Source organism: Pseudomonas sp. KCJK9016 (assembly GCF_046231795.1).
GTDB classification, from domain to species: Bacteria; Pseudomonadota; Gammaproteobacteria; order Pseudomonadales; family Pseudomonadaceae; genus Aquipseudomonas; species Aquipseudomonas bananamidigenes.
The window spans coordinates 32,139-55,852 of sequence record NZ_JBJJMM010000035.1; the positions used below are offsets into that span (position 1 = coordinate 32,139).

Genomic DNA, 23,714 nt, shown 5'->3' on the forward strand with positions numbered 1-23,714 from the left:
TTTACGGCTGAATGGAAGCACCATCGCCTTCGGGTGACGTGTTCTCAATGGACAAATGACGTCGGCGCATCAACCGATACGCCGCCGGAATGACGAACAGGGACAACAGGGGCGCCGTGACCATGCCGCCGACCATGGGCGCGGCGATGCGGCTCATGACTTCGCTGCCGGTGCCGCTGCCCAGCAGAATCGGCAACAGGCCGGCGATGATCACGGCCACGGTCATGGCTTTGGGGCGTACGCGCTGCACGGCGCCTTCGCGAATCGCCTCGGTCAGCCCGAACTCGGTGCGGTCGCCGCCGTCTTCGCGTTCGGCCCAGGCGTTTTTCAGGTACAGCAGCATGATCACGCCGAACTCAGCGGAGACCCCGGCCAATGCGATGAACCCGACCCCGGTGGCCACCGACAGGTTGTAGCCCAACAGATAAAGAAACCAGGCGCCGCCACTCAGTGCGAACGGCAACGTGGCCATGATCAGCAGTGCTTCGTCGAAACGGGCGAAGGTCAGGTAGAGCAGCACAAAGATGATCAATAACGTGGCGGGCACCACCAGTTTCAGCCGAGCGTTGGCCCGTTCGAGAAACTCGAACTGCCCCGAGTAACTCAGGCTCATGCCAGGCTGCAACTTCACCTGTTCGCTGACCACACGACGCAGGTCAGTCACCACCGAAGCGATGTCCCGGCCTCGCACGTCGATGTACACCCAGCCGGACGGTCGGGCGTTTTCGCTCTTGAGCATCGGCGCACCATCCGTGACCCGGATTTTCGCCAGCATGCCAAGGGTGACCTGACTGCCCGAAGGCGTGTAGATCGGCAGTTGCTGCAGAGCACCGGGCGAGTCGCGCCACTCTCGCGGATAACGGATGTTGATCGGGAACCGCGCCAGCCCCTCGATGGTTTCCCCGACGGTTTCTCCACCGATGGCGCCAGCGACGATGGATTGCACATCGCTGATATTGAGCCCGTAGCGCCCGGCAGCGGTGCGGTCGATATCGACGTCGATGTAGCGGCCACCTGTGAGGCGCTCGGCCAGCGCCGAACTGACGCCGGGCACGTCTTTGGCCACGCGTTCGACGGCCTGGGTCACCGCATCGATCTGCGCCAGGTCGTTGCCGGCGACTTTTACCCCGATGGGACTTTTGATCCCGGTGGCGAGCATGTCGATGCGGTTGCGGATCGGCGGGATCCAGATGTTGGTCAGCCCCGGTACTTTCACCACGCGGTCCAGTTCTTCCACGAGTTTTTCCGGGGTCATGCCCGGACGCCATTGTTCGTGGGGCTTGAACTGGATGGTGGTTTCGAACATCTCCAGCGGTGCCGGATCGGTAGCGGTTTCGGCGCGACCGGCCTTGCCGAACACATGCTCGACCTCGGGCACGGTCTTGATCAGGCGGTCGGTCTGTTGCAGCAATTGCGCAGCTTTTTGCGCTGATAATCCCGGCAAGGCCGAAGGCATGTACAGCAGATCGCCTTCGTCCAGCGGCGGCAGAAACTCCCCTCCCAGGCGCGACAACGGCCACGCCGCACTGATGAACACCAGCAGCGCCAACAGCAGGGTGAGTTTCGGACGACGCAACACTGCATCCAGCGCTGGCTGGTAGATCCGGATCAGCCAGCGGTTGAGCGGATTGTGGCGCTCATCCGGAATCCGACCGCGTATCCAGTAGCCCATCAACACCGGCACCAACGTCACCGACAGTCCCGCTGCCGCCGCCATGGCATAGGTCTTGGTAAACGCCAGCGGCCCGAACAAACGCCCTTCCTGGGCCTGCAAGGTAAACACCGGGATGAACGACAGCGTGATGATCAGCAGGCAGAAAAACAGCGCCGGCCCCACCTCCGCCGCCGCATTGGTCATCACCTGCCAATGACGTTCGCCCTTGAGTGCCTGCCCGGGATTGGCGGCATGCCACGCTTCGATTTTCTTGTGGGCGTTCTCGATCATCACCACGGCCGCATCGACCATCGCACCAATGGCGATGGCGATCCCGCCCAGCGACATGATGTTGGCGTTCAGCCCCTGATGACGCATGACGATGAACGCGATCAGCACCCCCACCGGCAACGAGATGATCGCCACCAGTGACGAGCGCAGATGCCAGAGGAAGATCCCGCAGACCAACGCCACTACGATGAACTCTTCGAGCAGCTTGTGGCTGAGATTGTCCACGGCACGGTCGATCAGCTTGCTGCGATCGTAGGTGGAGACGATCTCTACGCCCGGCGGCAGGCTGCTTTTCATGTCGTCAAGTTTGGCCTTGACCGCCGCGATGGTCTCCCGGGCGTTCTTGCCGCTGCGCAAAACCACCACGCCGCCGACGGTTTCACCCTGGCCGTCCAGTTCAGTGATGCCCCGGCGCATGTCCGGTCCGTTCTGTACCGTGGCGACATCACCCAGGGTCACCGGCACCCCGTCGGCGCCCAGTTTGAGCGGGATCGCCCGGAAATCATCGAGGGATTTCAGATAGCCGGACGCGCGCACGATGAACTCGGTTTCGGCCATTTCCAGCACTGCACCGCCGGTCTCCTGATTGGCCTTGCCGATGGCTTCGCGCACCTGCGCCAAGGTGATGCCGAGGCTGGCCAGACGCACGGGATCGGGCTGCACCTGATACTGCTTGACCATGCCGCCGAGGGTGGCGACTTCGGCGACGTTGGGCAGCGTCTTGAGCTCGAACTTGAGGAACCAGTCCTGCAACGCCCGCAACTGCGCCAGATCATGCTGCCCCGTGCGGTCCACCAGCGCGTACTGGTAAATCCAGCCGACCCCGGTGGCATCCGGACCCAACGCCGGTTTGGCACTGGCCGGCAGACGACTCTGGATCTGGCTCAGGTACTCCAGCACCCGCGAACGCGCCCAGTACTGATCGGTACCGTCCTCGAACAGCACGTACACGAAACTGTCACCGAAGAACGAATAACCACGCACGGTTTTCGCCCCCGGCACCGAAAGCATGGTGGTGGTCAGCGGATAGGTCACCTGGTTCTCGACGATTTGCGGCGCCTGTCCGGGGTACGGCGTGCGGATGATCACCTGCACATCGGACAGATCCGGCAGCGCATCGATCGGTGTGTTCTGCACCGACCAAACTCCCCACGCCGTCACAAACAATGCCGCCAACAGCACCAGAAAGCGGTTGGCCACGGACCAGCGAATCAGCGCGGCGATCATGGCTGGCTCCCCGAGGCTTCATTTTCCGTCTCCAGCGGCGCGACAGCGATGCCTTTCAGGCTGGCCTCGGAGTCGAGCAGGAACTGGCCGGAGGTGACGACTTTCTGCCCTTCTTCCAGCCCCTGGAGGATCAGCGTCTTGCCGTCGCTTTCCTGTCCGGACCGTACCTCCACCGGGCGATAGTGCCCCGCGTCTTCGGCCAGCATGACCAGGGCCCGCTTGCCGGTGCGGATCACCGCCTCACTCGGCACCCACAGGCTGTCCTGGCCAGTCGAGCTGTTCAGCCTTACCTGTGCGGTCATCCCCGGCCGCAAGCGACCTTCGGCGTTGGCCAGTTCGACCCGCACGCGCAGGGTACGGCTGTCGGGGTTGGTGTCCGGCAGAATCGCGCTGACCTTGCCGTTGAACACCGTGCCGGGAAACGCCGACAGCCGCGCCTCGATGGCTTGCCCTTCACTGATGGCGCCCGTCTGCGCTTCCGGCACCGCCACGGCGAGCCAGACACTGCCCAACCCGTTGACCCGCGCCAGCGTCTCACCGACCGCCACGGTCATGCCCGTGCGTACGTTGAGTTCCTGCAACACGCCACCCACCGGGCTGGTGACGGTGAGGTTCGACTGAACCTTGCTGCTGCGTTCCATCTGTGCGATCAGGCTCGACGGCATGCCGGTCAGTTGCAGGCGTTGGCGTGCCGCTGCGATCAGGTCGCGGTCGCCACTGCGCTTGAGGGCCAGAAACTCGGTCTGGGCCGCCGCCCAGTCAGGTACGAGAATGTCTGCCAGCGGAGCCCCCGCCGCCAGTACATCCCCCGGTGCCCGGTCATAGACCCGTTCGACAAAACCGCCGGTGCGGGACTGGACCACTGCCACGTCACGCTCGTTGAAGCTCAATACGCCGGCCACGTCGAGGCTGGAGGAAAACCGCCCGCGCACAACCGTTGCCGTGCGCAGCCCGAGATTCTGGCTCAGGCCCGGATCGATGCTCACCGTCGAATTGCCTGCGCCTTCGCTGGCGTATCGCGGCACCAGTTGCATGTCCATGAAGGGCGACTTTCCGGGTTTGTCGAATTTCTGCTGCGGATACATCGGGTCATACCAGTACAGGGCCTTGGGTTCGGGGCCCTGCTCCGCCGTCGCTCCGGTTGCGCCGGGCATGCGCTGATAAGCCACGCCGTAGCCCCCAGCAATCCCCACGGCAAGGGCGAGGCCGGCCAGCCACAAGCTGTTGCGTTTTTGAAAATTCACAGGCTGTTCTCCCCATAAGCGAAATGCAGACGCGCAGCGCTCAGTGCGCGCTGCTCTTCCACGTCGATCTGTTTGAGGCGCGCCTCGATGAGTTCACGGCGGGCGCTGACGACAGCGTTCAGATCGCTCTTGCCGGCGCGATAACTGGCGAGGCTCAACCCGACCTTCTCTTTGGCCAGCGGCACCAGGCTTTGCTGGTTGCGCAGCATCGCCCGGTCGAGGCGCGCGTATTCGGCCAGTTCGCTCTCCAGTTGCTCGGTGTGCTCCCGGGACAGGGCTTCGCGCTGTGCTTCGATCTGGCTGAGTTCAGCCTGGCGGGCGGCAATCTTCGGGTTCTGTCGCGTTTCGGGAAACAGCGGCAAATCCCAGGAAAACTGCACGCTGACCATGTCGCCGAACTCGCGACCACGATGCTGGTAATCCACTTCCCAGCTCCAGTCGGACTTTTTCTCGGACACGGCTTCCTGCACCTTCGCCTGCGCTTCGCGAGCCATGGGCGCAAATGCGGCCAGTTCGGGGTGGTGTTGCAGTTGATGATTGAAGTTCGCAGGGTCGACCGGCCACTGCGGCAGGCCGCCTTCGGGCTTGTCATTGGCAGCAGAACCGATCCAGCGTTTGAGGGCCGCTTGGGCCTGGGTGCGTTCCAGCGTCAGGTTGTCTTCTTGCTCCGCCAGTCGGGCGGCTTCCTGCTTCGGCGTCACGGCGTCGGCAGGTTGCGCACGGCCACCGGCGATCTGCGCCCGCACGGTATCGGTCAGCAGTCGGTTTTCCTTGTAGAAGTCCTGAAGCAGCGCCAGTTTGCGCTCCACCGAATAGCTGCCGATCCACGCCAGCGCCGTGGCTTGCCGGACTTTGAGGCGTTCAACACGACGTTCCGCCGCCGCCCGCTCGACGCCCGCCTCGGCGACTTCGATACGCGCCTTGCGCTTGTCGCCGTTGGGCATGTCCTGACGCCAGCCGACCATTTGCATGGTCATGAAGTCCTTGTCGAGGCTATAGCGATCCGGCCCGCCAACGGGATAGTTCTGCACACCCAGCACCAGTTTCGGATCGGGCAATTCCCCCGCCGGAATGGCGGCGCTGCTGGCGGCCTGGATTTTTGCATCTTGAGCGTTCAGCGACGGCGCGTTGGTTTCCGCCAGCCGCAGCGCTTCATCGAGTGTCAGCGCGGCGGCGAAACCCGACCACGCGAGCACACTTGCCGCAAGGCCGGCCACGAGTGGCCAACCTGTGCACTTGAATTTCATGTTTACGATTCCTGTGATCGTCCGCTGCACGCGGCGTAAAACACGCGCACAGCCAATCCACTCCGCCGAAACGGAATGAGTTCTCAAGGGGGACAGGAATCAGACGCGGGGCGGTCGCCAGACCCCGGACGGGGTCGCTACGGGCTGGGAATCCTTGAAGAAAGAGTGCGCAACGGGGCTGAACACGGTGACGGGGGGCTTGAGAATCGCGACTTGCAGCAGGCCGCCGGTCTTGCACTCCTGGCCTGGCTTGCAAGGCGCGCCGTGATCGGTGGGGCTTTTCATGTCCTTGCAGCAATCCATGCCCATGCCATCCATCATCGCCATGCCCATGGCCTGCATCGGGCAGGGTTCCGTCGGTGCCTGCACGCCCGCCATCCCGCTGAGGGGAAGCGCCAGGCTGATCAGGAAGACAAGACAAAACCGCAGATAGCGTTTCATGGCCGTGAGTCTAGTGGCGAAAAAAGGGATTCACAATCAAGTGCCGGCGATATCAGCGGATGAACATTAAGCCAGGATTAGCCACGGAAAATCATGCAACGCTCGAACGATCACCTAACCTGAGTGTTTGTGTGTTCAACCGGAATCCGTCAGCCCCATGCGCCCTGCCTTGAAGTCATTGATGTTGGTCGTCCTGATCCTGCTCGGCCCGGGCCTGACCATGGTGTCGGCGACCGACCTGCCGGGTGTCACCGACACAGGTGCCCCGCTTCCCGGTGTCACGCAAAGTGATCTGCAAGCCTTGCAGCTACGCCTCGACGGCCTCAAGCAACAGATCTCGTCCGCCAACAATTACAACCAGCTCGAAGGTCCGCAGGATCGGGTGCAGGCGTTCATTCTCGACATCGATCGGCTGTCGGCCTCACTGTTGCCGCAACAGGCGCAACTGACCGTGCAACTGGGCGTGCTGGGTGCGGCGCCGACGGAAACAGTCGCCGCCGAACAGGCCGATATCGCCGCGCAACGGGCGACGTTGATCGAGCAGAAAAACAAGGTCGACACCGCCCTGAAGAATCTGGCCACGCTCAAGCAAAGCGCCACAGAGCTGATCACCCAGATCGCCGGCATTCGCCGCACGTTGCTTGAAAGCGAACTGACCCTGCGCACCGACAGCGTGCTGAGCCCGGATTTCTGGTCGCCCGTGGTCGATCCCGCCCCCGAGGATCGCCAGCGCCTGCAGGAGTTCGTCGATCAGATCAAGGAAACCGGCACCGAGGCCTGGCAGTCCGGGCAACGGTTCTACACCGCCGTGCTGGTGGTGTTGTCTTTCGTCATCTGGACGCTGGGCCGGCGTCTCGCCGACCGCTGGCTGGCGTGGGTTTGCATTCATCGCATGCCCGAAGGCCGGCTGCGGCGCAGCTCGCTGGCATTCGCCTCGGCGCTGGCGACACTGGCAACCACTGCGATCGCCCTGGAACTGCTGTATTACGCCTGCACCCGGCATGTGCCGCTGCCGCCGATGCTGGAAACCTTTTCCGACGAGTTCCAGAAAGTGGTGTACGCCTGCGTGATGATCACCGGCCTGAGCCGGGCGTTGCTGTCCACTGAACATCCGTCGTGGCGACTGCCGGTGATTGCCGAACCGGTGGCCCTTGCGCTCAAGCCCTTCGCATGGCTCCTCGCCGCGACGCTGCTGGTGCTGGTGACCGCGGTGCAGGTCGGCAATTCGTCCGGCATGAGCAGCCAGATCGTGATCACCGGTCGTGGCGTGATCGCGCTGGTGGTATTGGCCATTGTCACCGTGCTGCTGATGCGCGTCGGCAAGGTGCGCAAGGCGCTGGCGGCGGCCGGGGACGCGCAAGTGACGGGCAACACCCTGGCCGGTGTGATTTACAGCCTCACCACATTGGCGATGGTCATTTCCCTGGGTGCATTGCTCACCGGTTATGTCTCGCTGGCGCGGTTCATCACCTATGAACTGGTGTGGGCGTTTATCGTGCTGTCCGGCTTCTACCTGTTGATGCAGTTGCTCAAGGACAGCTGCGAGTATTTTTTCTCGCCCCGCCACTCCAGCGGCAAGGCCTTGAAGCAACTGCTGGGTGTCGGCGACCGACGCCTCGAACAGGCCTCGACCCTGTTGGCCGGCGTGGGCCGCGCCGCGCTGTTGCTGCTGGCGGGGATCACCTTGTTCGTCGGCGGCATCGGTACCACGCTGGGCCAATTGGCCGCCAGCATCGGTACGATTCTCGGCGGTGCCGGCCTGCGCAAACTGCACATTGTTCCCGGGCACCTGCTCAATGCGGCGCTGGCGCTGTTGATCGGCATCTACCTGATCCGCGCCCTGCGCCGCTGGCTGGACAACGAGTTCCTGCCCAAGACCGACATGGACCCGGGCATGTGTGCGTCGCTCAGTACGCTGTTCTCCAACATCGGCTACGCGGTGGTGATTCTGTTGACGCTGTCGTCGCTGGGCGTGCAATGGACCAATCTGGCCTGGATCGTCAGCGCCCTGTCGGTGGGGATCGGTTTCGGTTTGCAGGAGATCGTGAAGAACTTCGTTTCCGGGCTGATCCTGCTCACCGAGCGTCCGGTGAAGGTCGGCGATCTGATCAGCATCAGCGGCGTCGAGGGCGACATCCGGCGGATCAACGTGCGCGCCACCGAGATCCAGCTCAGTGACCGCTCGATCGTGATCGTGCCCAACTCGCAACTGATCTCGCAGAACCTGCGCAACGTCACCCTCGGCGGAAGTGCCCAGGGCGTGGCGACACTGGAGCTGATGTTCCCGCTGGACATCGACCCCGAACAAGTCAAAAGCCTGCTGCTCGATACCTACAAAGAACACGAAACCATCCTCGGCAAACCGGCGCCGTTCGTGCGTTTCAGCAAGCTTTCGCCCGATGGCATCACCCTGACCGTGACCGGTTATGTCGACAGCCCGCGGATTGTCGGCAAGACCAAGAGTGATCTGTTGTTCGAGATTCTCAAGCAATTGGGGGCGGCAGGGATTGAGCTGGCCAAGCCACCGCAGCCGAGCGGCTGAGGCCCTTCAGCCCAATGACCCGATACCATCTATAGTCACATCGCTCAACTCATGGGAATTCGTCAGAAGTTCGCTGTTGGCCGTGTTCGATCAGAACTCCAGTTCCCCTGACAACCCAAGTGAAAATGGAGAACGTCATGGCCTTGGTCGATCCGCGGAACAACGAATACGACGTGAAAAAACTGGGCACTGCCAGCATCGTCGGTCACGTGAGCACTGACAGTGCCCGAATCTGGGTTCGTGTCTATAAGGCAGGAGAATGGGCGCTGGTCTGGTCCGAAAAAGCGTTGGTCGGGGACCTGTTCACGCTTGATGACAAACCCATTGAGCTGTTTCTCGAAGGTCAGGGGTGTGACCCGAAAAACATCCTGTCGTACAAGTTCGGTGAGGACTCGGACCTGACCAACACCTTCGATATTACCCATCTGAAACCGAACACCACTTACTACTATTACTTGATGAGCCAGAAGCCAGCGTCCAGGAGTATGTGGCGCAGGACAGAAATCGGATATCAGAAGGTCTATTCCTTTACCACCATGGCGCAATCCATGCCCGATTTCAGCTTCGGATTCTATAGCTGCCATGACCCGTTCAACGCCAATAACAGCAATGGTGCGTGGCCCTTGTTTCTCAACAGAGCCAATAACGCGAAAGTCAGATTCGTGATTGGCGGTGGCGATCAGGTCTATGTGGACTGCCAGGAAAACAAATACTTTCCGGACATCTGGGAATGGCTGCAGAACAACAAGGACGATCTGATCGCGGCGTTCACAAAAGACGGAAAACTGCTCACCGCGGGCCTTGATGCTTACCTCCTGAGTCTCTACCGCTGGTACTACCGCGTGTACTGGAATTTCCCCCAAATGCAGGAGATCTTTTCGAAAACGCCTCAATACATGATTTGGGATGACCATGAAATCATGGATGGCTGGGGATCGCGAACCAACGAGGAGCGCCTGGAAATTCTCTCAAGGTATTTCAAGAAAGACGACCCTGAAATCGACCAGCAACTTATCGACTCGATGTGGAATGCGGCAAGAACAGCCTATTTCGAATATGGCCATAGCCATAACCCTCCCACCAACATTGTCAGGTCGTTACTGAAAACACCCGAAAAATGCGTCTGGGACTACAGCTTCATAAAGGGCACGACCCCATTCTATGTGCTCGACCTGCGCGGGCATCATGATGTGGAAAGAGCCCGGAACAAGCTGCTTGGAGATGATCAGGTTGCCCGCTTTCTAGGCTGGCTGGATACGCCGCCTGTCAAAAGATCAAAAATCGTGTTTGTGGTCAGTTCCGTTCCGGTTGTTCACTGGCGATCCATCGTGCTGACGGCGGGTACTTTGATGAACAGTCTCAAGGACGATTTCATGGATGAATGGGATCATGAGTCCAATCACGTAGAAAGAAACCTGCTGCTGGAAAAAATATTTGCGGCCTTCGATGCCCAGGGCCGAACGTTGGTGTTCTTGAGCGGCGATGTTCATTGTGCTGCCGCCTTCAGGTTGCAACACAAAATCCATCGCCAGGCCAACGTTTACCAGATTACCTCGAGTGCAATTTCGCGAATGCCCGCCGGGCTGGCTGTCTTTGCCGGAATAGCCAAATCCGGTACGTTGAGTGGTAATGAAAATGTCCAGTTCGAGCACCTGTTCAGCCACTCGGAAGACAAGAACTTCGCCATTTTCCATGTGAAAAACGGTGATTCGATCAGCGTCGATCTTTGCTGGCCGGGGGGTACCGAGGGCGAAGCCGTCATCAAGACAATCGAGTTGGAATAACCGCCTGCATCCGGTTCCGTAAGCGCCGCAGCGGTCACGGAACCGGGCAGCCCTCAACATTTGCTTCGGGTGCGGCTTCCATTTCCATCTTCAAGCGGTCGGCCTTGCTGATGTACTTGGGCTTGTTGCTTTTCGGCGCCAGTTTGGCGTTGGCCTTTCTGGTTTTTTCCTTGAAGAGCTGTTGCAGTTTCTTCTGACGGTTCATGGTTCTGCCCTGCTTGAAAATGGGTGGATGATATCAGCCTTGGCCCGGTCTCAAGCCAGCACGTCGGTAATCCACCGCACCTGACGGACCAGATCTTGCACCTTGTGCTCACAAACCCCGTGCCGCGCTCGCCCGAAGTGATGCAGGGTCTGTTGTTTATGGCGCAGGCGATGCTGCCATTTGCCAATGAATGCCGGACAACGCGTCTGCAAATGCACCGGGCCAAAGTAGAGTTCCTTGGCGGAGTACCTCACCGGCTCGCCACGCTCGGCGACGATGATTTCGTAGTCGAAGCGATTTTCCCGCAGGACTTCTTCGCAGAGGATCCGGTAGTCGTTGTCCATCAGCCATTGGCGCAGCGGCTGCTCGCCACCGTTGGGTTGCAGGATCAGGCGTTCGCGACCGCTCAGGCGGGCCTTGCCGGCGTCGAGAATGTCACGGATGGTTTCGCCGCCCATGCCACAGAGGCTGATTGCGGTGATTGCATCTTCCGGCTCGATGGCCATCAAGCCATCAGCCAGGCGCACAGTCATCTGTTCGCCCAGATCGTTCTCACGCACGGTGCGTTCAGCCGAGCGAAACGGCGTCAGGGCCATCTCCCCCGCCACTGCTGCTTCAATGGCGCCGCGACGCATCAACGCCACCGGCAGATAGCCGTGATCCGAGCCGATATCGGCCAGCCGCGCTCCGACGGGCACGTGGGCCGCCACCCGTTCCAGGCGCCTGGACAATGTCTGTTCGTTCAACCGCAACCTCTTTTACTTTCAACGCCCGGCACCTGTGGCCGGATCGGGGCGCGATTCTGGGGGGCTACACCAACACCGTCAACCAGGCCGACAGCAACAACAAAAACGCCAGCCCGGCATTCATGCGCCCGAATGCCCGTGGCGAGCCAAAGAGCCGCGCACTGCCCACGCCCAGCACTGCCCACACCGTCATGCACGGCAGGCAGACCAGCAGAAACACGAAGGCCAGCAACAGCATCCGCGTTTGTTCATCGCCGCTCCCGCCAAACACACTGACCACCGCCACGGCCATCATCCACACCTTCGGGTTGATCAGTTGCAGGCCGGCAGCACCAAACACACTGAAGCCGCCATCACTTGCCTCTGTCGAGTCCAACGACGGCGGCGTACTGCGAAAGATCTGCCACGCCAGCCAGCTCAGCCACAGCACCCCGGTCCAGGCCATCGCCTGCTGCACCCGGGGATAGCGCAGCAGCGTTTCGCCCACACCAAGCCCGACCACCAGCACCACCAGTGCCGCCGACAGACAGGCACCGAAGATGATCGGCAGCGTGGCCAGCATTCCGCGCCTTGAGCTGTGGCTCATCACCAGAATATTGGTCGGCCCTGGGGTGATCGAGGCGACGAAGGAAAACAGCAAAAAAGGCAACAGCGATTCCATGGCATGGACTCCGGATCAGGACAGGAGCCCATGGTCGCGGTTGCGCGAGGTTCAGTCTGGAAGGTTTGAGCAGCGCTTGCGGTAATCCGCCGGGGTCAGGTGATAGGCGCGGCGAAACCAGCGGCCGAGATGGCTTTGATCGGCAAAGCCCAGTGCGCTGGCGACGTTGGCGGGCGTTTCGCCTCGCGCCAGCATTTGCCGGGCCCGGGCCAGTCGCAATTGGATCAGGTAGCCATGAGGCGCCAGCCCGAAGGCCGACTTGAAGGCGCGGGTCAGACGAAAACGGTCCACCCCGCAGACCCGGGCCAGATCATCCAGACCGATGTCCTCGAAGGCATGGGCATGCAGATAGTCCCGCGCAACTTGCGCCACGCGCGGCAGGCGTGGATCGAAGGCCTGACGCTTGCGCCAGTCGAGATGAGCGGTCAGTGATCCGAGCAAAGTGTCGATCGCACTCTGCCGGACGATACGCAAGTCACCGTGATGCAGCGCGTGAAAGGCCTGATTGATGGACGTGGCCAGGCGCTGGTCCTGGCTCAGGGTGTCGGCGAAGCCGAGCTGACAGTTATCCGGTGCCTGCTCGAACAGCGCCAGCAACTCGCGTTCCAGCCAGTTCGGATCGAAGTAGAGCATCGAGTAAGTGAAACCCTCTTCGGTCGGCGCATGCCCGTCGTGGATCTCTCCCGGCTCCAGCATGATCGCCTTGCCCGGCGTACTGAAATGCCGCACGCGTCGGCAATCGAACTGCTGCACCCCTTGCTCGGTGACGCCCACCAGAAAGCTGTCATGCCAGTGCGGATCGTAGGCATGACCCTGGAAATGGGCACGGATCGACTCGATGCCGGTGTCGGCATCCTGGGACAGGTCAATCCAGTTGCGCTTGTCCACGCGACACTCCGCAGAAATGGGTTCAACGGCTAAGTTACCGCGCTTCACGTCGATGCGTTTAGAAGATTTGTGCAGGTTCTCCCGCGCAGGCGAAACGCAAATTTAATGAACCCACGGTTTCACCAGCCGCCTAACCGAATGACCATCAGGAGGTAGCTCATGCAAATCGAAACCACGTGGATCGTGCTGGCCATCATTCTTTTGCTCGTGGAACTGTGGGCAATCAACCGGGTGCGCAAGAGCGAAGGGAAATCGAGCAACAAGGGCGTCTGGATCGTACTGATCGTGTTCGTGCCGTTGCTGGGCCTGATCGCCTGGGCGCTGGCCGGGCCGAAGCACGTCACCCAGACCTGATCTCACCAAGCATGCAATAAACCGGGCCCCGATCAGTCGGGGCTTTTTCATGGATGGCGGGTTTGTATCGCACTGTGTACGCAATGCCTGCGGATACACACATGCCTAATTCGGGAGCCAAACCGAAACAGCACGGATACACCGACAGGCTTTACTGGACTCCAGTTCAGAAGGGTTCCCCCAGAACCCCATCCCCGTCGATTGCAAAAGGAGCCGCCCCATGAAACCTGCACTGCACACCACCGCTGCCGGCAAAACCCGTCGCCTGCTGGGCCTGTCGATTCTCGCCACCGCCCTGATGCAATTCGGCGCATTCGCCAACGCGCAATCGGCTGCGCCGGAGCCGGTCAAAACCGAAGCTGCCAGTGTGAAGGCCGACCTGCCCTTCGGCGCGCTGAAACATGTGAAGGCCGGCGTGCTGGACGTGGCCTACGCCGAAACCGGCCCGGCCGATGGACCGGTGGTGATTCTGCTGCACGGCTGGCCCTACGACATTCATAGCTACGACGAAGTCGCACCGATTCTGGCGGCCAAGGGTTATCGGGTATTGATGCCGTACGCCCGGGGTTATGGCGACACGCATTTCCTTTCCGACAAGACTGTGCGCAACGGTCAGCCGGCGGCGCTCGCCAGTGACGTGATCGACTTCATGGATGCACTGAAAATCAAACAGGCCGTGCTCGGCGGCTATGACTGGGGCGCGCGCTCGGCGGACATCGTCTCGGCATTGTGGCCTGAGCGGGTGAAGGCGCTGGTGTCGGTCAGCGGTTACCTGATCGGTAATCAGGCCGCCGGCAAAAACCCGCTGCCGCCCAAGGCCGAGCTGCAATGGTGGTATCAGTTCTACTTCGCCACCGAGCGTGGTGCCGCCGGTTACGCCAAAAACACCCACGATTTCGCCAGGCTGATCTGGCAGACCGCCTCACCGAAATGGGCCCTCGACGACGCCACGTTCGACCGCAGCGCCAAGGCCCTGGAAAACCCCGATCACGTCGCCATCACCGTGTTCAACTACCGCTGGCGCCTGGGGCTGGTGCAGGGTGAAAGCCAATATGAAGCGCTGGAGCAGAAACTCGCCACCGCGCCGTCGATCAGTGTGCCGACCATCACTCTGGAAGGCGATGCCAACGGCGCCCCGCACCCGGCGCCCGAAGATTACGCCAAGCGCTTCACCGGCAAATACGAGTTCCGCCTGATCAGCGGCGGTATCGGCCACAACCTGCCACAGGAAAGCCCGCAGACCTTCGCCAAGGCGATCATTGACGCTGACCACCTCTGAAGTCGCACCTGAAAACGGCTCGTCATTTGACGAGCCGTTTTTCCTTGGACGGTCGATAACCGAAATAGGCGCTGTAGCACTTGCTGAAATGGCTCGGCGAGACGAACCCGCAAGCCACCAGTACATCCACTTGGGACAGCTCAGTGTGCTGCAGCAGACGCCGGGCTTCGGTAATGCGCAGTTCCATGTAATAACGCTGCGGTGTGGTGCCCAGTTGTTCCTTGAACAGCCGCTCCAGTTGTCGCCGGGAACGCCCGGCGTACACCGCCAGTTGTTCCAGCTCCAGCGGTTCTTCGAGGTTGGCGTCCATCAGCTTCACCACTTCGCGCAACGGCGCGCTGACGCTGATGTTCTCCGTGGGTTTGATCCGCCGGTAGCGCGATTCCTCGAACGCCAGAATGTCTTCGATACCTTCCACCAGCGCCTTGTCGTGCAGGCTCTTGATCCAGTCCAGCGCCATGTGGAACGCCCCGGACGGGCTCGATGCCGTCAAGCGATCACGGTCGATCACATAGGGCTCACTGCTGACCTGGGTGGCCTTGGAGATTTCCGCCAGCGCCGGGCGATGCTCCGGGTGAATCGCACAGCGATACCCTTCCAGCACCCCTGCCCGCCCCAGAAACCAGGCGCCATTCCACAACCCGGCCAGCAGCACGCCGGCCTCGGCGGCCATTTTCAACAGACTGATGAACTCGTCGCTGGCCTTCAATTCCGTGCGGTAACCGCCGCAGATCACCAGCAGATCCAGTTCCTGCAACACACTCGCCTCAAGCCGTGAATCCGGGCGGATCACCAGCCCCAGATCGCTGATCACCTCGCCGTCGCTCAGGCCGAAGGTGCGGGTGGAAAACAGATCGGGGCGCAGCAGATTGGCCGTGACAAGGGTGTCCAGCGCCTGGGTGAAGGCCGGCAGGGAAAAATGCTCCAGCAACACGAACCCGGTACGGGTCATGCGCCCCGCCCCGGAGGAAGGCTCGTTCAGGTAGCGCAGGTTCTTGCCCTTCATGCCACCGCTGAATTGACGTCGTTCGATCAAGATGCGGTCCATCAGTTACTTGTTATGCAGCCATGCTAACCGCCGGGACGGCAAATTACTCGGTCATGCGTGCAATCAGCCCCAACCTGAACGAGCGTACTTGACCCAAGCCTGCGTCCCAACGTCGCAGCCCCGGCACCTTGGCAAACGCCGCACAAGGCTTAAAATCGCGCCTCCTCTTGCAGTCGCCAGACCGGCGCCTGCCCGCAGCCATGACAACCCTCAGGTTTGAACAGCCGGCCACTTTCACCCAGTGCGCCAGGCCCAATCGTCCTGCCCGTTCGGCGGTCGTTTGTCTTCAACACACTTCGGCTTGGCACTCGCCTGCGCAGAGGCGCACGTTCCGCTGTTCGATCACTTGAGGTTTTTATGACACCGCGTTTGCTGGCCATGGCGCTGGCGCCCCTGCTCGGGCTGTTCATCGTTGCCCTGGGCAACGGCTTTCTGTCTTCTTTGACCACCTTGCGCCTGGGCGCTGCCGGCGAATCGGCGACGATGATCGGCATCGTGTCCTCGGCCTATTTCATCGGCCTGACGCTGGGCGCGATCTTCAACGACCGGCTGATCCTGCGCATCGGCCACATCCGCGCTTACAGCAGTTTCGCCTCGCTGATCGCCGCAACCATCCTGCTGCAAGGGCTGTTTTATGACACCTGGGGGTGGGTCGTGCTGCGCCTGATCAACGGCTGGGCCACGGTCGGCGTGTTTCTGGTGATCGAGAGCTGGCTGCTGCTGGCCGGTGACGCGAAGATTCGCGGCCGTCTGCTGGCGCTGTACATGATCGTCCTCTACGGCGCCGGGGTGCTGGGTCAGGCATTTTTGGGGAAAATCACCGGGCTGGGCGACACCGCGCCGTTCATGGTCGCCGGCATGTTGGCGACCCTGTCGGTGCTGCCGATCGTTATCCTGCCGCGGGTGTCGCCGTTGCTGGAACAGGTCGAACCACTCAAGCCACGGGCCTTGCTGGGCGTATCGCCCACCGGACTGGTCGGCTGCTTCGGCTCCGGCGTCACCATCGCGGCAATCTACACCCTGCTGCCGCTGTACCTGCAACGTATCGGCCTGAACGTCGGCGAAGTCGGCAGCATGATGGCCTGGACGGTCCTCGGCGCAATGCTGCTGCAATACCCGGTCGGGCGCTGGTCTGACCGCAAGGATCGCCTGCAAGTGCTGACCGTGCTGTGCGCCGCGTGCACCGTGCTGTCGCTGGTGATCGTGCTGGTACCGCTGTCCTCGGCCATGCTCGCGGCGATGCTGTTCCTGTTGGGTGGTGGCGTGTTCGCGCTGTACCCGGTGGCCGTCAGCCATGCTGCCGACCGTGCGCCGGTCGAAACCCTGGTGCCGATGATTCAGGGCATGCTGCTGATCAACTCGCTGGGCTCGGCCATGAGCCCGCTGCTGATCTCCCCGGCGATGAACGCCCACGGCGAAACCGGCCTGTTCTGGGCCTTCGCGCTGGTCAACCTGAGCATGGTGACGTTCTTCTTCTGGCGTCGTGGCAAGCGTCCGGTGCCGGCCAACCCGGCGCCGTTTGCGGCAGCAGCGACATTCTCGCCAACTGGCGCAGAGCTACGGGTGACCGAAGACTTGCGTCAAGCGGCCCAGGAACATCCGCCGATGGTCGATGCGTTGAGCGGCGAAGCGGCGCCGCCAACGGGATCGCGCTACGAAGCCAGTTGAGTTTCTGGCAGGCATAAAAAAACCGGTGACTTTCGTCACCGGTTTTTTTATTTATCACACAGCAGCCTCTGAATCAGTGCGGCGCCCGAGGAATGGTCTTCATCAAGTCTTCAGGGCTGATATGCCCCACCACACTGCCCGGCTGCGGCATGTTCAGGATGTGGCCCTTCATCTTGCCGATCACGTGCATCTCGCACGGCTTGCAGTCGAACTTCAGCGTCAGCACTTCATCGCCGTGAATCAGCTGCATCGGTGCGACTTTGGTCTTCACGCCGGTCACGCCTTTGGCCTGTTTCGGGCACAGGTTGAAGGAGAACCGCAAGCAGTGCTTGGTGATCATCACCGGCACTTCGCCCGCCTCTTCGTGGGCCTCGTAGGCTGCGTCGATCAGCTTCACGCCGTGGCGGTGGTAGAAGTCGCGAGCCTTCTGGTTGTAGACGTTGGCCAAAAACGACAGATGAGCTTCCGGGTACACCGGCGGTGGCGTGGTCTCGGCCTTGCGCGAACCGCGTGGGTGGGCGGCAACACGGGCGGCGGTCAACGCTTCGATCACTTCGCGGCGCAACGACTTGAGCTGCGAGTTCGGGATGAAGAACGCTTGCGGCGCATCGAGTTTGATCGAGGTCGCGTGGTACTCGGTGGTGCCGAGCTGGCCGAGCAGGTCGTGCAAGGTCTCCAGCGCCTGCTCTGGTTTGTTGGCGACACCGAACGGGCCGTCCAGCGCGACGCTGGCGCTGATGCCCTCTTCGCTGGTCACGGTCAGTTCCAGACGTTCTTCACGCAGCTTCGCCAGCCAGCTCACGCCGATACGACGCTCGGCGGAGGTCTTGAGCAAGGCCTGCTGCCAGTTGTGGTCGAGGTTGCGGTTCAGCGGATGGTTCGGACGCAGCTTGTACAGGCCTTCCGGCATTTCGTTCGGCTCGACGCGGTAGCGGTAGCGCTTCTCGCCTTCTTCCTCGAACTCGCCCTTGGCTTCGGCGATGTTGGCGCGGAAACCCACCACTTCGCGCTTGACCAGCACGTTGAGACCGTCGCCGTTGGACAGCGGCTCGTGGGTGATGACCTGCAGGTCACGCTTGCCGACTTTCTCGACGGTGCCCACCGCCAGACCGGTGAAGGTCGGCGAATCGAAGGCGCCGATGTCAATCTTGCGCTCGCTGACGAAGTAGTCGGTGCTGCCACGGTGGAAGGTCTTTTCCGGGTCCGGCATGAAGAAATGCGCGGTGCGGCCGCTGGAGGCGCGGGCCAGGTCCGGGCGGTCGTTGAGCACGTCGTCGAGGCGCTGGCGGTAGTAGGCGGTGATGTTCTTCACATAGCCCATGTCCTTGTAGCGACCTTCGATCTTGAACGAACGCACACCGGCCTCGACCAGTGCGCGGATGTTGGCGCTCTGATTGTTGTCCTTCATCGACAGCAGGTGTTTTTCGTAGGCGATCACGCCACCCTTTTCGTCTTTCAGGGTGTACGGCAGACGGCAGGCCTGGGAGCAGTCGCCCCGGTTGGCACTGCGCCCGGTCTGCGCGTGGGAAATGTTGCACTGACCGGAAAACGCCACGCACAACGCGCCGTGGATGAAGAACTCGATGGCGGCATCGGTTTCATCGGCGATCGCGCGGATTTCCTTGAGGTTCAGCTCACGGGCCAGAACCAGTTGCGAAAAACCGGCCTGATCGAGGAACTTGGCCCGCTCAAGGGTGCGGATGTCGGTCTGGGTGCTGGCGTGCAGCTCGATGGGCGGAATGTCCAGTTCCATCACACCCAGGTCCTGGACGATCAGCGCATCGACGCCGGCGTCGTACAACTGATGGATCAGCTTGCGCGCCGGCTCCAGTTCGTTGTCGTGCAGGATGGTGTTGAGGGTGGTGAAGATACGCGCATGGTAGCGACGGGCAAATTCCACCAGTTCGGCAATTTCGCTCACCTCGTTGCACGCGTTGTGGCGCGCCCCGAAGCTCGGGCCGCCGATGTACACCGCGTCGGCGCCATGCAGGATGGCCTCACGGGCGATGGCCACGTCACGGGCGGGGCTGAGCAGTTCCAGGTGATGTTTGGGCAAGGACATATGTTTTTTAGTCAGGCGGTCACGGTCGAGGCGCGCATTGTAGCCGCGAAACGCGTGGGCGGCACGTTTGGGGTGCCGGGTGGCTGCTATAAATCCGGCTACAGAATCTTGCGCCGCTACCTACAACTACACCGGAATACGCCGACTTGAGAGTTTAGAGCAAGTTCCTTACCGTTCCTGGCCACGAAAAAGAACTGATCGATTAATCAAGTGCATACTGGCTTGCAGTACACCCGCTCGAGCAGTTGCTTACAAATAAAGGGTCACATGTGAATTGGATCAGTTACTACTTAAAAACTTTCAAGATCATATCGAGCAACTATCGATGGTTCTCGACGGGCTTCATCGGGGTATCCTCGATATTTATAGCAGGCAGTGCCTTGAGTTCGACCCTCCCCGTCTTGTTGAAAAAGGCAGCCGACACCATTAATGAAATACAGAGCGCAGAGACTCAATTTCTTTTTTTTGCCGGTGCCTATGCAGTCCTGTGGACAGCATCGCAGATCCTCATCAATGTTCGCGGAGTATTTTCAGCGTGGATATTGGCAAAATGCGATGCAACTCTTTACGAGGAAATAATTTCCAGAGTTTTTAGATATTCCTATCGAAAGCAGCAAACCCTTGATCCTGGATACATCGTCGCCGATATAAACAGATCAGCAGGCAGCTTCAGCATGGTCACCATAGGCATCTTTTGGACAATCGTTCCCATTGCGATAGAAATGATTATTGCAATGAGCGTTCTGCTTACGACCATGGGCTATTTCTACGCAATCCTGTTTTTTGCTTTTTGCATTGGTTTGATTTTGATAGCCGTCCACGTAGCAAAATCGAGTTCACACATTCACAAGTCCATATTTGAGGCTGACAACGAGCTTTCCAGCTACACCATTCAAAGGCTCGGAAGAATTTATGACATAAGGCTCAACAATAGCCTTTCGAAAGAACTTCTTTCGGGTCGATCCTTCTTCGAAAAATATGTAAAGACAATCAGAAAGGCAAATCTTCACATGGGGATGCGCCTTGGCTTGCAGGGGTTGGCGATCGGCGTCACGTTAACCTTTTTTGTCATACTGTCAGGGATGAACAACCATGCTCGTCTTACCGCCGGCGACTTCGTCATGATTGTGGGCTACATCACCATGTTCACCATGCAGCTACATATACTGGCCGGAACGTTAATCAATCTTCAGGCAAATCTCGTATCATTGAACATCGGGATTAAATATATCGAAGAAAACATCAATAAACCGTACCATCCAAAAAAGCACAAGGACGCACATCTATTCTCCCTGAATGATGTGTCACTCATAAAAGACAACAAGACCATCCTAAGCCGCGTCAGTTATAAATTCGGATCAGGCGTACACATAATATCTGGCCGAACCGGCACTGGAAAAACGACACTCATAAACACCCTGCTAGGATTTGAAGACAACTATGAAGGTACAGCCTGCTACAAAGGACACCCAATAGATGAATCATTAACTGAGCACATACTGTCTGAAGTTTCTGTTGCACCACAAAATCCGGCACTGGTTCCCGGAACACTAAAAGAAAATCTTCTTTATGGAACTGAAAGTGTCAGTACACAAAAATTGACTCTGGTTCTTGAGCTTTTGGGATTTTCTAGAGCCAACGCTGACATTGAAGCGTTGCTCTCCACCAGCATAGACATTTCAGGAGGAGGACTTAGCGGCGGAGAACGACAAAGAATTGCCATAGGGCGAGCGATTTTAAGAGAGAAAACCACAATAATACTGGATGAGCCCACCTCGGCACTGGACAGATTAACGGCTATAAGAATTATGGACTGGCTGACTGCCAACATCCCTTGTTTGATTATTGTTACTCACGATGAGTATCTGAAGAGAAAATACGGAGTTGCCATAGAACTTAAAAACTTGATTAACTCCGCAAAAATTGAATCTCAAATCTGAATTACAAATGGCGGCCCGAGTCGTTCGATTGATACTCAATGCCGCCATGCTGTCATCTGAAACAGCCGCTATCCTAAAAATCAGGCCTTCGCAGCCATTGCAGTCACTTCCACCTTCATCCCTTCAACCGCCAGCGCCGCCACGCCCACCGCTGCACGCACCGGCCATGGCTTGGCGAAGTAGCGCTTGTACACCTCATTGAAGGCTGCGCGATCAGCCATGTCGGTCAGGTAAATGGTCAGGTGCAGCACGCGGTCCATCGAGCTGCCGGCTTTTTCCAGCGCGACTTTCAGCGCCTGCAAGGTGCATTCGCTCTGCGCGGTGACGTCGCCCAGTTCCAGGCTGCCGTCGGCACGGGTCGGGATCTGGGTCGACATCAGGATGCCGTTGAATTCGGTCACGTCCGAAGAGATCGAGTCTGCATCCGGATCCGGGGTGTAGGTGATGTCTGGGTTGGCCATGGGAAAGTCCTTCGCTGGCAGTAAGGACGGCGCCATCGTGCGCCGTTTCGGGCGGCCAGTTTACAGACAGGGCGGCGGGTTGTGCCAAACCCGACACTGGAAGGGATATCGACGCCTTTTGTGGCGAGGGAGCTTGCTCCCGCTGACCTGCGCAGCAGGCCTCTTTGTTTGGGGGCCTCACGCCCCGGCGGGAGCAAGCTCCCTCGCCACAGCGTCAAGTCGGTGCCGAAGTCTGAAGTCTGTTTCTTGAGCCTTGTCGCGCTCGATAAACATTGAAAACAAGGGATGTTTAAAGGCACGAAAGGAAACTTCTCGAAGCCTACAAATCCTTGCGCCGGCGCCTACGGCTAAGCCAGAATCCGCCGGCTTGTGCGCCTTGGGGTCGGCCGGTAATTTTGATCGGGTCACTGATTCGCAGTGATCGGGTTTAGCAGCCCGGCAGATATTCCCCGGTTGTACGAGTCTCATCAGTCAGGCGGTCGCCTGCACTTGATGGTGGCTGTGTGCGTGGCACCCCCGGGTGCGCCGGGTTTTGGGGATGTCTACCGGTCTGCTAACTCGCACACAGCCGCCACCCCTTTCGTTTAGCAGCGAAATGGAAGCGGCCTTACAGAAGGATGACATCCCATGTTCAAGGTAACGCCAAATCCCCCGGTCACCGAACCGGCCAGCATCACCGACCCAATCTCCCCCTACGAATGCCCTGATTCCAAGCGGTTCCACGAAGCCGCCAACCGCGCCCTCGACTACCACCTCGGCCCGATATCAGCGCACATGATGGCCGCGCCCTACTCCCCCAACCGCCTCTACCAGACCAACCCGGCCAGCAACAACGAATCCCTGCTGGTCGACGCCGTCGAAACCCTCGGCTCGGCCAACGTCATGCTCAACAACTTCGCCGACCTCCTTCAGGGACCTCATCGCAAGACCGCGCAAGGCATTGCGCAGGTTGTGATGCTGGCGGAGCTGGCGGTCAATCGGGTGTTGGATAAAGTTGTTCCGACGGAGTAATCAAAAAAGTGACGCGGGCATATCCCGCGTCACTTTTTCTGTTCATTCCTTGCAAGTCAGGGCGCATACAAATCCAACGCCCCCACCACCCTTTCATCACATTGAGCGCCATTTACAACGCCCAAAAGTGTGCCCTTGTAGTTACTGACAACGGTCGTGGGTTTCGTTTTCAGCGTCAGGGTGGTCTTCGGCGCCGAGAACGTCTGGTAAGTTGAGGTGAGTATTGAACTTGGCCCCTGTTCACCAACGAACTGCACCGCACCACCAACCTTTCCCAGCAGATCGTCACGCACCGTCACTTCAACTTGAATGGACGACCCCGTCGGTACATCGGGGGTCGTCAGAAGTGCTTCAACTCCATCGCAACTGATTGACGCCGCCTGTAGACATAGCGGTGTACCTAGAGTGACGACAGACACAACGATTGCACTCGCAACGTGCCAATTCATGGGGACTTCTCCTTGAAAATTGGAACAAAAGGGGACTGGAACAAAAGGAACAAAAGGAACAAAAGGAACAAAAGGGGACAGGTCCAAGATTTATTTTCTGTGCATCCACAAGCAAAGTATCAACACAAAAACCCACAGCCACGCCTGATAGAAATAACAGTTTTTAATACTTATTCTGAACAACCAAAATTCTAAACAACTATAAGAGGCTACAGCTCAAGCGGATACATTCTCTGACACATCCCGCCCCAGAACGGGACGCATCCTGCTACCGCACTACCTGCATCACATCGTGCAGCGCAGCCACAACAGGCAGGTTGTGTTCGCCGAACCGGCGGATTTCGAACGCTATCTCTCTGACCTGCGCGAGCTCAAGAAAGCCTTAGATATAAAAGTTTATGCCTACTGCCTGATGACCAATCATGTGCACTTGCTGCTTGCCCCAGGGGGAGACAGTTTTTAGTACTTATTCAGAACAACCAAAATTCCAAATAATCATAAGAGACTACGAG

General features: G+C 59.5%; 19 protein-coding genes and 1 pseudogene. 8 read left to right on the top strand and 12 right to left on the bottom strand.

Translation table 11 applies throughout. The features are described from left to right. Position 1 precedes the first annotated feature (1 nt). The 4 genes from ACK6BI_RS25220 to ACK6BI_RS25235 all read right to left on the bottom strand — a co-directional run bounded on the left by ACK6BI_RS25220 (position 2) and on the right by ACK6BI_RS25235 (position 6,104). Positions 2-3,172, bottom strand: coding sequence for an efflux RND transporter permease subunit (locus ACK6BI_RS25220; RefSeq protein ID WP_409319215.1), 3,171 nt, complete (start codon positions 3,170-3,172; stop codon positions 2-4). Beyond that, positions 3,169-4,416 (bottom strand): efflux RND transporter periplasmic adaptor subunit, encoded by a 1,248-nt coding sequence (locus ACK6BI_RS25225; protein ID WP_409319216.1) that lies wholly within the window; start codon positions 4,414-4,416, stop codon positions 3,169-3,171. The genes ACK6BI_RS25220 and ACK6BI_RS25225 overlap by 4 nt, the downstream gene beginning before the upstream one ends. Beyond that, positions 4,413-5,663 (bottom strand): TolC family protein, encoded by a 1,251-nt coding sequence (locus ACK6BI_RS25230; RefSeq protein ID WP_409319217.1) that lies wholly within the window; start codon positions 5,661-5,663, stop codon positions 4,413-4,415. Before ACK6BI_RS25230 ends, ACK6BI_RS25225 begins: the two co-directional genes overlap by 4 nt. A gap of 99 nt (positions 5,664-5,762) precedes the next feature. Further along, a complete protein-coding gene (locus tag ACK6BI_RS25235; protein WP_409319218.1) occupies positions 5,763-6,104 on the bottom strand; it encodes a hypothetical protein in 342 nt (113 codons plus the stop codon). 157 nt (positions 6,105-6,261) lie between these two features. Here ACK6BI_RS25235 and ACK6BI_RS25240 point away from each other — a divergent pair, with 157 nt between their 5' ends. Beyond that, positions 6,262-8,646: a DUF3772 domain-containing protein gene (locus ACK6BI_RS25240; RefSeq protein ID WP_409319219.1), complete on the top strand. Its 2,385-nt coding sequence runs from the start codon at positions 6,262-6,264 to the stop codon at positions 8,644-8,646. A gap of 137 nt (positions 8,647-8,783) precedes the next feature. Further along, positions 8,784-10,430: an alkaline phosphatase D family protein gene (locus tag ACK6BI_RS25245; RefSeq protein ID WP_409319220.1), complete on the top strand. Its 1,647-nt coding sequence runs from the start codon at positions 8,784-8,786 to the stop codon at positions 10,428-10,430. Between the two features lie 34 nt (positions 10,431-10,464). Here ACK6BI_RS25245 and ACK6BI_RS25250 read toward each other — a convergent pair whose 3' ends face one another. The 4 genes from ACK6BI_RS25250 to ACK6BI_RS25265 all read right to left on the bottom strand — a co-directional run bounded on the left by ACK6BI_RS25250 (position 10,465) and on the right by ACK6BI_RS25265 (position 12,930). Further along, entirely contained in the window at positions 10,465-10,635 is a 171-nt protein-coding gene (locus ACK6BI_RS25250) for a DUF2986 domain-containing protein (protein WP_409319221.1), read from the bottom strand. Between the two features lie 50 nt (positions 10,636-10,685). Next, positions 10,686-11,381 (bottom strand): tRNA (adenine(22)-N(1))-methyltransferase, encoded by a 696-nt coding sequence (locus ACK6BI_RS25255; RefSeq protein WP_409319222.1) that lies wholly within the window; start codon positions 11,379-11,381, stop codon positions 10,686-10,688. Positions 11,382-11,445: 64 nt separating this feature from the next. Further along, positions 11,446-12,042, bottom strand: a complete 597-nt coding sequence (locus tag ACK6BI_RS25260; RefSeq protein ID WP_409319223.1) for a LysE family translocator — start codon at positions 12,040-12,042, stop codon at positions 11,446-11,448. A gap of 51 nt (positions 12,043-12,093) precedes the next feature. Continuing rightward, entirely contained in the window at positions 12,094-12,930 is an 837-nt protein-coding gene (locus ACK6BI_RS25265; protein WP_409319224.1) for an AraC family ligand binding domain-containing protein, read from the bottom strand. 159 nt (positions 12,931-13,089) lie between these two features. On the opposite strand from ACK6BI_RS25265, the gene ACK6BI_RS25270 reads away from it, so the two are divergent. Both ACK6BI_RS25270 and ACK6BI_RS25275 read left to right on the top strand, forming a co-directional pair. Further along, positions 13,090-13,284, top strand: coding sequence for a PLDc N-terminal domain-containing protein (locus ACK6BI_RS25270; RefSeq protein WP_065260008.1), 195 nt, complete (start codon positions 13,090-13,092; stop codon positions 13,282-13,284). 220 nt (positions 13,285-13,504) lie between these two features. Then, positions 13,505-14,563 carry an alpha/beta fold hydrolase gene (locus ACK6BI_RS25275; protein WP_409319225.1) on the top strand — a complete coding sequence of 353 codons (1,059 nt, stop codon included), beginning with the start codon at positions 13,505-13,507 and terminating at the stop codon, positions 14,561-14,563. A gap of 22 nt (positions 14,564-14,585) precedes the next feature. On the opposite strand, the gene ACK6BI_RS25280 is transcribed toward ACK6BI_RS25275, so the two are convergent. Next, on the bottom strand, positions 14,586-15,611 hold the full coding sequence (locus ACK6BI_RS25280) for a GlxA family transcriptional regulator (protein WP_409319226.1): 1,026 nt from the start codon (positions 15,609-15,611) through the stop codon (positions 14,586-14,588). Positions 15,612-15,968: 357 nt separating this feature from the next. Here ACK6BI_RS25280 and ACK6BI_RS25285 point away from each other — a divergent pair, with 357 nt between their 5' ends. Further along, positions 15,969-17,279 carry an MFS transporter gene (locus ACK6BI_RS25285; protein WP_409319227.1) on the top strand — a complete coding sequence of 437 codons (1,311 nt, stop codon included), beginning with the start codon at positions 15,969-15,971 and terminating at the stop codon, positions 17,277-17,279. A gap of 73 nt (positions 17,280-17,352) precedes the next feature. Here the strand turns inward: ACK6BI_RS25285 and ACK6BI_RS25290 are convergent, their stop codons facing one another. Continuing rightward, positions 17,353-19,341 (bottom strand): peptidase U32 family protein, encoded by a 1,989-nt coding sequence (locus tag ACK6BI_RS25290; RefSeq protein WP_409319228.1) that lies wholly within the window; start codon positions 19,339-19,341, stop codon positions 17,353-17,355. A 380-nt stretch (positions 19,342-19,721) separates the two neighbouring features. Between ACK6BI_RS25290 and ACK6BI_RS25295 the strand changes: the two genes are divergently transcribed. Beyond that, positions 19,722-21,281, top strand: coding sequence for an ATP-binding cassette domain-containing protein (locus tag ACK6BI_RS25295; protein ID WP_409319229.1), 1,560 nt, complete (start codon positions 19,722-19,724; stop codon positions 21,279-21,281). Between the two features lie 80 nt (positions 21,282-21,361). On the opposite strand, the gene ACK6BI_RS25300 is transcribed toward ACK6BI_RS25295, so the two are convergent. After that, a complete protein-coding gene (locus ACK6BI_RS25300) occupies positions 21,362-21,742 on the bottom strand; it encodes a RidA family protein (RefSeq protein ID WP_409319230.1) in 381 nt (126 codons plus the stop codon). Between the two features lie 627 nt (positions 21,743-22,369). Between ACK6BI_RS25300 and ACK6BI_RS25305 the strand changes: the two genes are divergently transcribed. Beyond that, positions 22,370-22,753, top strand: a complete 384-nt coding sequence (locus ACK6BI_RS25305; RefSeq protein WP_409319231.1) for a DUF6124 family protein — start codon at positions 22,370-22,372, stop codon at positions 22,751-22,753. A gap of 56 nt (positions 22,754-22,809) precedes the next feature. On the opposite strand, the gene ACK6BI_RS25310 is transcribed toward ACK6BI_RS25305, so the two are convergent. Beyond that, on the bottom strand, positions 22,810-23,202 hold the full coding sequence (locus ACK6BI_RS25310; RefSeq protein ID WP_409319232.1) for a hypothetical protein: 393 nt from the start codon (positions 23,200-23,202) through the stop codon (positions 22,810-22,812). Positions 23,203-23,464: 262 nt separating this feature from the next. On the opposite strand from ACK6BI_RS25310, the pseudogene ACK6BI_RS25315 reads away from it, so the two are divergent. Next, positions 23,465-23,650: pseudogene (locus ACK6BI_RS25315) on the top strand (transposase); the annotation flags it as partial. Positions 23,651-23,714: the final 64 nt, after the last annotated feature.

Coding starts and splice junctions, on each gene's coding strand:
- ACK6BI_RS25220 (WP_409319215.1), bottom strand. CDS start 3,172: ATGATCGCCGCGCTGATTCGCTGGTCCGTGGCCAACCGCTTTCTGGTG.
- ACK6BI_RS25230 (WP_409319217.1), bottom strand. CDS start 5,663: ATGAAATTCAAGTGCACAGGTTGGCCACTCGTGGCCGGCCTTGCGGCA.
- ACK6BI_RS25235 (WP_409319218.1), bottom strand. CDS start 6,104: ATGAAACGCTATCTGCGGTTTTGTCTTGTCTTCCTGATCAGCCTGGCG.
- ACK6BI_RS25240 (WP_409319219.1), top strand. CDS start 6,262: ATGCGCCCTGCCTTGAAGTCATTGATGTTGGTCGTCCTGATCCTGCTC.
- ACK6BI_RS25245 (WP_409319220.1), top strand. CDS start 8,784: ATGGCCTTGGTCGATCCGCGGAACAACGAATACGACGTGAAAAAACTG.
- ACK6BI_RS25250 (WP_409319221.1), bottom strand. CDS start 10,635: ATGAACCGTCAGAAGAAACTGCAACAGCTCTTCAAGGAAAAAACCAGA.
- ACK6BI_RS25260 (WP_409319223.1), bottom strand. CDS start 12,042: ATGGAATCGCTGTTGCCTTTTTTGCTGTTTTCCTTCGTCGCCTCGATC.
- ACK6BI_RS25270 (WP_065260008.1), top strand. CDS start 13,090: ATGCAAATCGAAACCACGTGGATCGTGCTGGCCATCATTCTTTTGCTC.
- ACK6BI_RS25275 (WP_409319225.1), top strand. CDS start 13,505: ATGAAACCTGCACTGCACACCACCGCTGCCGGCAAAACCCGTCGCCTG.
- ACK6BI_RS25280 (WP_409319226.1), bottom strand. CDS start 15,611: ATGGACCGCATCTTGATCGAACGACGTCAATTCAGCGGTGGCATGAAG.
- ACK6BI_RS25285 (WP_409319227.1), top strand. CDS start 15,969: ATGACACCGCGTTTGCTGGCCATGGCGCTGGCGCCCCTGCTCGGGCTG.
- ACK6BI_RS25290 (WP_409319228.1), bottom strand. CDS start 19,341: ATGTCCTTGCCCAAACATCACCTGGAACTGCTCAGCCCCGCCCGTGAC.
- ACK6BI_RS25300 (WP_409319230.1), bottom strand. CDS start 21,742: ATGGCCAACCCAGACATCACCTACACCCCGGATCCGGATGCAGACTCG.
- ACK6BI_RS25305 (WP_409319231.1), top strand. CDS start 22,370: ATGTTCAAGGTAACGCCAAATCCCCCGGTCACCGAACCGGCCAGCATC.
- ACK6BI_RS25310 (WP_409319232.1), bottom strand. CDS start 23,202: ATGAATTGGCACGTTGCGAGTGCAATCGTTGTGTCTGTCGTCACTCTA.